Raw genomic sequence first — 8,819 nt, forward strand, 5'->3', positions numbered from 1 at the left:
AGATCCGTCCAAAACTTAATATTTTTAAAATTGGTTCTTTTTTGCAACGGAGCCCAATAATGAATGTCTTATCCACTTAGATTTTTCTTTGTAGCCCAGCTGCAGCTAAAACTTTAGTGGCAATTTCTTCTATAGAAAACTTTGTTGAATTAATATATGGAATGCCTTCTTTTTTGTACATTGCCTCAACTTCTGTTACTTCTAGTCGACATTGCTCTGCAGATGCATATTTACTGTTTGGTCTTCGTTCAGAGCGAATATGTTGTAATCTTTGAGTATCAATAGTTAGTCCAAATAATTTTTTCTTATAAGGTTTTAGCACTTCCGGTAAATGAAAACCGACCAAATCATCTTCTGTGAAAGGATAATTTGCTGCTAATATTCCGTATTGTAACGCCATATATAAACAGCTTGGGGTTTTTCCACAGCGAGATACACCAATCAGAATGATGTCTGCTTTCTCATAACCGCGTGTTTTTATTCCATCATCATGAGCCAATGCAAAATCCACTGCCTCTATGCGATGCGTATAGGATTTATCATTTGCTACACCATGAGTTCGGCCAACGGTATAAGAGGATTTTTCATTTAACTCAGTTTCTAAGGGACCAATAAATGTGCTGAATAAATCGAATACGCAAGCGTTGGCGCTTTTAAAGAATTGCCTTATATCTGGATCAACCAAAGTCATAAATACAAGTGGTTTAATGCCAGAATCAGCATAAGACTTATTTATTAGTTGAATAACATGTTCCGCTTTTTGTAAGGAGTCAATATAAGGTATCGTTTGCTTTTCAAATGCAATATTTTCAAATTGAGTTATTAAACTGTTTCCTAATGCTTCTGCCGTGATTCCTGTTCCGTCCGAGAGCATAAATACCTGACGTTTCATGATGATCCTTATATAAAAAATTTTTGTTCTGTAAATTTTAAACGATTTATAAAATATAACTAGCGAGTGTACTTATTAATACCCTTCTGCTATCTTAAAACTAGGGTCTTTTGATATTTCATGCCAAAATGGTGTATTGCATCGCAAAAGCTATGGATATTAGATAAATCACCGCGCGTCAGGGTTGTTGGCCAAAATGTCAACCCTTAATAGAAAACATTAATAACAACCGTGTGGAAGGGTACCATGGAGCAAGACAGATATACTAATAATAGCAAATTGTATATATTGGGTATTATTAGCTTAATCCTGGCTTTGAGTTTATTTTTCTTTAGTTTATATATATTCCCATTTTTAGTCTGGAATTTGCATTATGATGTGCCTGACTTCATCAGTCGTATGATCATGTATTTCGAAGATGCTTATTTTTACAGCACCAGCACCAGTAAAATGTTAACGTGGATGATATTTTTTGTTCCAAGCCTTATTGCTGGGTATATTTCGTATTATATTTCTAATTATATTGACGATCAAATACTAGGTCTTGTTAAAAAACCTCCGCCAGAAGAGGCCGCTGAAGCTAATTTGGAATTACAGAACGATGTAAAAGAATCCCTTGGATTAGCAGCTAAAATTATAATATTGATGATTTTAATTTTGGTTATTATTTATTTATTACAAGTATTTGTTCAAAGTACATCCTGAGAGGATAGGAGATTTCATGTTTAATATGAAACGCTGGAAGATAAAACGTCTGATTAAAAAATTAAAAGCCATGCAGAATAACCGGATTAATAACCAGCCGGGTGATGAGGTTATTAAAAAAGAGGTGAATCTTTATTATGAACTCGCTGGTATTTTAAAAAACTTAAAGGGAAACAAGAAATTTCCTTATTCTGAATTAATGATGATTGAATGTTATCGTGCGGCAGCAAATCTGGATGATGCAGCTGCCCATTACCAATTGGCTCAAATTTTTGTAGACGAAGCCAAATGCAGACAGAATTTGCAGGAAGAGGGGGTTTTAACGAGCCCGGCTAATATGAAAACGACTAATCAACTTTATGAAGAAGCACATGCTCATCTTTTAGCAGCAGATAAATTAGGCCATATTGAGGCTAAACGATTAAGAGGACTATGCTTTATCAATGGCTGGGGAGTTGAGACTGATAAGGATAATGGATTTGAGCTTATTGTAGAAAGTATTGAGCAAGAAGGAAGCTGGGATAAAATTCCACAAATTTTTGCTTCAATGGGATTAAATAAACCTGAGTTTTTCTCTGCTATTATGCAACGAAGAAAAAGTAGCGTATAAATTCTGAATTGATTTTTAAAAGAATAATAATATGAAAAAGAATATCCGTTTGCAGATTCTGGATGGCAGCTACGCCATTTCACGTTTAGACGTTACATGTGCAATACCTGCATGGGCCGATGGAGAGGGATTAGTATCTATCAGCCGTGGTGGTGACGAGCTTTCTATTGTTTGCCTTCAAGAGAGAGTACCTTCGGGTGTCGTTAGTCAAGGCGAATGGACTGCAATTCAATTCATCGGCCCTTTTGCATTCGACGAAACAGGAATCGTTCTATCTGTTGTCCAGCCATTATCCGAAGGTGGAATCGGGGTCTTCGTTATTTCTACCTATGATGGCGACCACATGCTGCTTCAAACGGGCGCGCTACTGAACTCTTGTTGCATGCTGGTCATATTTTGTTGCCTGTTTCATTAGCAAGATAAAGAATCCTTTTGAGGATGAACTCATGATATGCAGCTTTGATGCTGCAAAAGCGCAATCAATATTTTTGAATTTTAAAAAGTAACAGCAAGCACATTTGGGGTAAAGCCTGGATCAAATTTCTTGCTGTAGTTATCTTGAATACAATCAACAGTATTCATTAAGCGTCCCACTCCTTCAATTTCAATTCTGGGTCTTTCAATTGTTCTTATTATATTAGTGCTTGTAGAGGCTTTTATTGAAGAGAAGGTTATATTGGTATCACCAAGAACAATTCCATCGAACTGCTCAATATATTGTGCTGTAGCTGTTTGATTTTTAAAATCTCCATGAATATTAGCGACAGGGAGGAGCTCGCCATTTGCTGCTTCCACTTCATAAATAGCAATTCGATCCTGCAAATCTGATTGTCTAAGTTTTGTTATCTCAAAGAGTGCTGGGTTATAAAGAACAGATGTTCCGAAGCGATGAATGCCCGTTTTTGACCATTGTTTTTCTAGTGCATTTATTTTAATAATATTTGAGCTAGCAACACTATTTTCTAGTTTCTCTTTTAAAAATTTAAAGTTCTCAGTTTTAAGAGCTGGTACTTCTTGTAAAGCAAGCAACCCAATACCTTGTTGAAATATTTTAAAGATATATTTAGCCATTGCTTCCATTTGTACTTTGCCATTGACAGGCAGAGCTGTGATGCCATCTATTTGAGCAGGAGGTGCAAGTGGGGAGCCAGGATGAAGTATATTCAGTGTAGCTACAGCGCCCCAGCGAGTATTTTGTATTATTGGCGAATGATCCGTAATGGGCCTGGTAACTAATTGTGGTCCATGTTGGAAATTTATAGTTGGAACAGCTAAATCCAATCGTGTCAAATCTATGGTTGGCATCTGCTACCCCTGATTGATATTGGAGCGATAATGGCTCACAATGGATTTATTATATACAGTTAAAAGATTGTAAGCAATTTTAGTTGGTTATCCGCATTGTTTTATAAAAGATATGGCCCTTTTCTTATGGCCTCTTCTCTTATTTCATGACAATTTGGATTGAGTTTTTACTTTGAAAGTCTCAAAATGAGGGATAGGATCTTGTCAAGCCATTCGAAGACAATCGGCCCTAGTCTTAATCAAGAGTTAAGTATGATTCTGATAAGAAAATGATCTGTATCGGGGTCGTAAATTTTGTAAGTCCTAGATTGAAAAGATATGGGCATTAATTAATAGAGCAAGTAAATTATTCCAAGGTAGGAGCTATTGTCATGCGTTTATTGAAAAAGTACAGTTTTTTAATGATTTATTTATTGCTAATACTTCCCTTTATTGGTTTATATTTGGGGGGATGGGCTACTTTTTTTCCTTTTCTTATCATTTTTGTTTTTATTCCATTTGTCGATGCTTTTATTAGAGATCCTTCCAATCCCACTAAAGAACAGGAAAAGAAATTAATTAAGGATAATTATTTTAAATATTTAACCTATACTTACGTCTTTGCTCAAATCATCATGCTGGCTTATGGTGCATATATAGTGACAACTCAGCATTTACTCTGGAATGAATGGCTAGGTTTTACTATGTCTCTAGGGCTAATTTCCGGAGGAGCTGGGATTAATCTTGCTCATGAAATGATGCATAAAAATAACTCTGTAGCGCAATTTTATAGCAAAGTTCTTTTGGTTATCGTATGTTATGGGCACTTTTTTATTGAGCATGTAAAAGGGCATCATGTGCGTGTCGCAACTCCAGAGGATCCGGCTACCGCACAATTGGGAGAAAGTTTTTATCAATTTTTACCTAAAACATTGATTGGCTCATTTAAATCAGCTCTACATCTGGAAAAAAAGCGCCTTTCTCAGAAAAAATACTCGTTATGGAGTATTCATAATAATTTCTGGTGGATAATAGGTGCTCCTGTCGCAATAAGCCTTGCTTGTTTACTTTTCGGAACAATCGGTACTCTGGCATTTTTTCTCTTGCAATCTTTTATGGCGATACTAACATTGGAAGTAGTCAATTATATAGAGCATTATGGATTGGAAAGAAAAAAATTGGCTAATGGTGGTTTTGAGAAAGTTAATCCGTATCATTCATGGAATGCTAACCACTGGTTAAGCAATAGTATTTTATTTCATTTGCAACGTCATTCAGATCACCACACTTATGGAGCTCGTCCTTATCAGATTTTACGTCATATGCAGCAAAGTCCTCAGCTTCCATCAGGATATCTGGGGATGATCGTTCTCGCCTTGATTCCTCCGCTTTGGCGTGCAGTAATGGATAAACGAGTAATCGAATATAGGAAACAATTAGAGCAACAAGAACTTTATGGGGAAGAGCAATCTATTGCGTGATATAGGGGGATTAATACAGATACAAATCCAGCTTATGGTCAAACGATTAAAGAAAGGGTATGTGCTGAATATGTGAAACCACAGCCAATTAATTCTTTTCCAAAAAAGGACAAATTAGATATCAGGATGTTTGGGGTTAGAACCTTGACATCCTTTATTTAACAGAAAGCCAGTTTCGCACTGATATCTCTTATATAATGGAGATCCAGATACTTATATACATCCCAGAAAACAGATTGGGGTGTGACAATCATTGGAACGAAAAGTTACTCTAAGCAGTTATCATCGCGAAAATATTTTTCATAAATTTTGAGTCATGACACTCCAAGTAGTTTCTTTCCATCTTTTCGTAATTCACCTGTCGGGCCTACATGTCGATATAATGTCTGTTTAGTAATTCCGAGTTCTTCACATAAAGGGCCAATTTTAGTTTCAAGTTTGCCTAAAGAAGCCATTGCAAGCCGAAGCTTTGCTGGGGTCATTTTATAGGGCCGTCCACCTTTTCTACCCCTTGCACGAGCTGAGGCCATTCCTGCTAGAGTACGTTCCTTAATCATTTCTCGCTCAAACTCAGCAAGTGCTGCAAAAATACCAAACACGAGTTTCCCCGCAGTCGTTGTTGTATCAATAGCAGCACCATGACCAGTCAGTACTTTTAAGCCAATGTTTTTTTCAGTTAAATTATGAACCGTATTAACCAAATGGTGAAGATTACGTCCTAAACGATCTAGCTTCCATACAATTAATGTATCACCTTCTCGTAATGCTTTTAGGCAACTTTGAAGACCTGGGCGATCATCTTGCTTTCCAGAAGCATGATCTTGATAAATGAACTCTTCCTTGACTCCTTCTGCCAATAAAGCATCACATTGTAAATCTATCGATTGTGAACCATCGGTTTTTGATACACGCACATATCCAATCAGCATTGTTTCACCTATTTACAGGTCGCAATATATGGAGCCTGCGACCAAACGCCACTTTAGAATTATAAAAGAGTACACCAGTTATTATTTTCTTCTACATCTTCAGGATGTTCTTTATATTCAGGATGATCTTTAGGTAAGTAAAAATACATTTGCCGTCTTTCATCAAATCGTAAATTATGCCCATCAGTACGAATATTTTTTGCATTCTCAGCAAATCGTTCTTTTTCTTCTTCAGTAAATGTTGGTGGTTTAGTTGGGCGATAAGACTTAGTAAGAAAAAATGGTTTTTCTTGATCATTTGCATCGGCTGATAAATCTTCTTTCTTATCTTGCATAAGACACCTTATATATTAGTTAAAAAAATCTAGTACATCATAGTAACAAAAACGACCGGTTATGTGACTAGCCTTAAATGTTCATTAGTACAAATAAAAACAGTCACTTAACTGGTTATTAAATTAACGTCTTTTAAACCATATTGCAAATTGATTATAGAACCAAATTTAATTAATATCCCAGCTTCAATACAATAAGTAGGCACTATTTTTTAGAGTGATATAGGCCAAATCCCTTGTTGGCCGTTTTGAGATATACATGCCTGTAGATTTTTTAACCGATGAGCAATATCAGAGCTACATTAAATATCCTGAGATGCTGACACAAGAGCAACTTGATAAATTTTTTTATCTTGACGATAAGGATAAAGAATTAATTAACGCGTGTCGTCGTGATTACAACAAACTTGGATATGCTCTACAATTAACCACATTAAGATTTCTTGGAACCTTCCTTCCAAATCCGATTGATGTGCCCAATGAGGTTGTCAATTATATAGCAAAACAATTAGCGATTGAACCGCCAATAGACCTTGAATGTTATATGGATCGTAAGGCAACGCGATCAGTGCATTGTACTGAAATAAAAACCATATTTGATTATCAAGATCTTAATGGAATCTGGGGATATCGACTCACTCGCTGGTTATATGATCAGGCGTGGTTTGGTAATGAAAGACCCAGCATTCTTTTTGAACGCTGTACATTATGGCTTATCAGCAGAAAAATTCTGTTGCCAGGCATAAGTACATTGACTGTTTTGATAGCAAAAGTTCGAGACCGGGTATCAAAAAAACTCTGGCAACGATTGACTTTGTTGGTCAATGTCAACCAGAAGCAACAACTCGAAAATTTATTGTTGGTACCTGACGGTAAACGTTACAGTAAACTTGATGAATTAAAGAAAGGACCAACAAATATCAGCAGTACTGGATTAGTGCAGTCATTAAAACGCTATCAATACATACGTGACTTGGGCTTAGGTCAAATAAACATTGGCAATATACCCAAAGCAAAAATTAATCATTTAGCCAGATATGTTACTGTTTCATGGGCACCCTCGATTGCAAGAATGCCTGATGATAGGCGCATTGCAGTATTGTTTTCATTCGCCTATGTTTATGAAATTAGGGCGCTGGATGATGCATTAGATCTATTGGACATGTTGATCACAGAAATCACTGCGGCAGCAAAACGATTAGGTGAGAAAAAGCGTATCCGGAGCTTGGGTGATTTGGACAAGGCTGCATTAAAACTGTCTGATTTTGGCGATCTGTTTTTACAACATGATGGGGAGCAAAATTTGCCATCTGTAATTTATAAAGCCATTTCTAAAGACACCATATCCAATGCGGTAGAAATAATTAGGCAAATTGCAAAACCACATCATGACAAATATTACGATGAGTTGCTTGAACAATATAAGACAGTACGTCGATTCTTGCCAACATTACTTAACACAGTTAAATTCCAAACAACTAAAGAAGGCAAAGCTGTTCAAGCAGCAATAGAATTTTTAGCATCTATCGAAGGGAAGAGGAAACCTTCATTTCAAAATGCGCCACTTGACATTATTAATGCGGGTTGGCGAAATATTGTTATTAATCCTAAGACCAAAGAAATTGATAGACCAGGTTATACGTTATGTGCAATGGATCATCTACAGGCAAATATGCGTAGCCGCGATATGCACGTTGTACATAGTGAGCGATGGTGTGACCCACGTACTAAATTATTAAGAGGTTCTGCTTGGGATGAACATAAAATTCCAGTATGCCGATCACTCAATTTAAATATAGATTTTGATGAGGAATTTGGTTATCTATCTTCAATATTAGAAGATAAATACCAGAAAGTACTTCAAAGACTACCGCAAAATGATGCGGTTGAGATTGTAAGAAACAGTAAGGGCAAAGATAGAATTAAATTATCCAGATTAGAAAAAATTGATGAGCCAGAAAGCTTAAAAATATTGAAAGATAAGATCGACAAGCTGATGCCTCGTATTGATTTTCCAGAACTATTGCTCGAAGCCAACCGCATGTCTGATTTTACAGATGAATGTACACACATTAGCGATAATAACTCACGAGTATCTGGGATTGAAGTGTCCTTATGTGCAGTTATTATGGCGGAAGCATGCAATATTGGCATTGAGCCATTGATTAATGAAGACAATCCACAATTAACGCGCAATCGATTGAGCTGGGTCCAGCAAAATTGCATTCGTGCTGAGACCATTGCCAGATCAAATGCAAAACTGGTAGACCTTCATTCCAAACAACCACTTGCAAAAAAGATGGGCACAGGTAATATTGCCTCTGCGGATGGAGTAAGATTTACCTGTGCTGTAAAAACAGTGAACTCTGGACCTAATAAAAAATACTATGGGCCAAAACGCGGGCTAACCTATTATAATTTTGTATCGGATCAAAATACAGGATTTCATGGGATTGTAATTACGGGCACTCTTCGTGACTCTCTTTATTTATTGGATGGCATGCAGGATCAGCAAACAAGTCTCGATATAAAAGAGATAATGACTGATACGGCCGGCGCTAGCGAAATAATCTTTGCGTTATT

9 protein-coding genes are annotated in these 8,819 nt (G+C 36.5%); 5 read left to right on the forward strand and 4 right to left on the reverse strand.

Annotated elements, in window-relative coordinates:
• Window positions 1–76: 76 nt before the first annotated feature.
• Entirely contained in the window at window positions 77–892 is an 816-nt protein-coding gene (locus tag Q0495_RS13995; protein ID WP_298627397.1) for a pyruvate, water dikinase regulatory protein, read from the reverse strand.
• A gap of 246 nt (window positions 893–1,138) precedes the next feature.
• Between Q0495_RS13995 and Q0495_RS14000 the strand changes: the two genes are divergently transcribed.
• From Q0495_RS14000 to Q0495_RS14010, 3 genes are read left to right on the forward strand one after another with little or no spacing between them, the layout of a single operon-like run.
• Window positions 1,139–1,597 (forward strand): hypothetical protein, encoded by a 459-nt coding sequence (locus Q0495_RS14000; RefSeq protein ID WP_298627398.1) that lies wholly within the window; start codon window positions 1,139–1,141, stop codon window positions 1,595–1,597.
• Between the two features lie 16 nt (window positions 1,598–1,613).
• Window positions 1,614–2,207 carry a hypothetical protein gene (locus Q0495_RS14005; protein ID WP_298627399.1) on the forward strand — a complete coding sequence of 198 codons (594 nt, stop codon included), beginning with the start codon at window positions 1,614–1,616 and terminating at the stop codon, window positions 2,205–2,207.
• A gap of 31 nt (window positions 2,208–2,238) precedes the next feature.
• Window positions 2,239–2,622 (forward strand): ACT domain-containing protein, encoded by a 384-nt coding sequence (locus tag Q0495_RS14010; protein ID WP_298627401.1) that lies wholly within the window; start codon window positions 2,239–2,241, stop codon window positions 2,620–2,622.
• An 80-nt stretch (window positions 2,623–2,702) separates the two neighbouring features.
• On the opposite strand, the gene Q0495_RS14015 is transcribed toward Q0495_RS14010, so the two are convergent.
• Window positions 2,703–3,512: a hypothetical protein gene (locus tag Q0495_RS14015; protein WP_298627403.1), complete on the reverse strand. Its 810-nt coding sequence runs from the start codon at window positions 3,510–3,512 to the stop codon at window positions 2,703–2,705.
• A 371-nt stretch (window positions 3,513–3,883) separates the two neighbouring features.
• Between Q0495_RS14015 and Q0495_RS14020 the strand changes: the two genes are divergently transcribed.
• The gene (locus Q0495_RS14020; RefSeq protein ID WP_298627405.1) at window positions 3,884–4,972 is read left to right on the forward strand and encodes an alkane 1-monooxygenase; all 1,089 of its coding nucleotides are present in this window, start codon (window positions 3,884–3,886) and stop codon (window positions 4,970–4,972) included.
• A gap of 314 nt (window positions 4,973–5,286) precedes the next feature.
• Here the strand turns inward: Q0495_RS14020 and Q0495_RS14025 are convergent, their stop codons facing one another.
• Entirely contained in the window at window positions 5,287–5,901 is a 615-nt protein-coding gene (locus Q0495_RS14025) for a recombinase family protein (protein WP_298627407.1), read from the reverse strand.
• A 59-nt stretch (window positions 5,902–5,960) separates the two neighbouring features.
• On the reverse strand, window positions 5,961–6,236 hold the full coding sequence (locus tag Q0495_RS14030) for a hypothetical protein (RefSeq protein ID WP_298627409.1): 276 nt from the start codon (window positions 6,234–6,236) through the stop codon (window positions 5,961–5,963).
• 259 nt (window positions 6,237–6,495) lie between these two features.
• On the opposite strand from Q0495_RS14030, the gene Q0495_RS14035 reads away from it, so the two are divergent.
• A partial coding sequence (locus Q0495_RS14035) for a Tn3 family transposase (RefSeq protein WP_298627411.1) occupies window positions 6,496–8,819 on the forward strand: 2,324 nt, incomplete at its 3' end.

The organism is uncultured Legionella sp. (genome assembly GCF_937871865.1).
Taxonomy (GTDB): Bacteria; Pseudomonadota; Gammaproteobacteria; order Legionellales; family Legionellaceae; genus Legionella.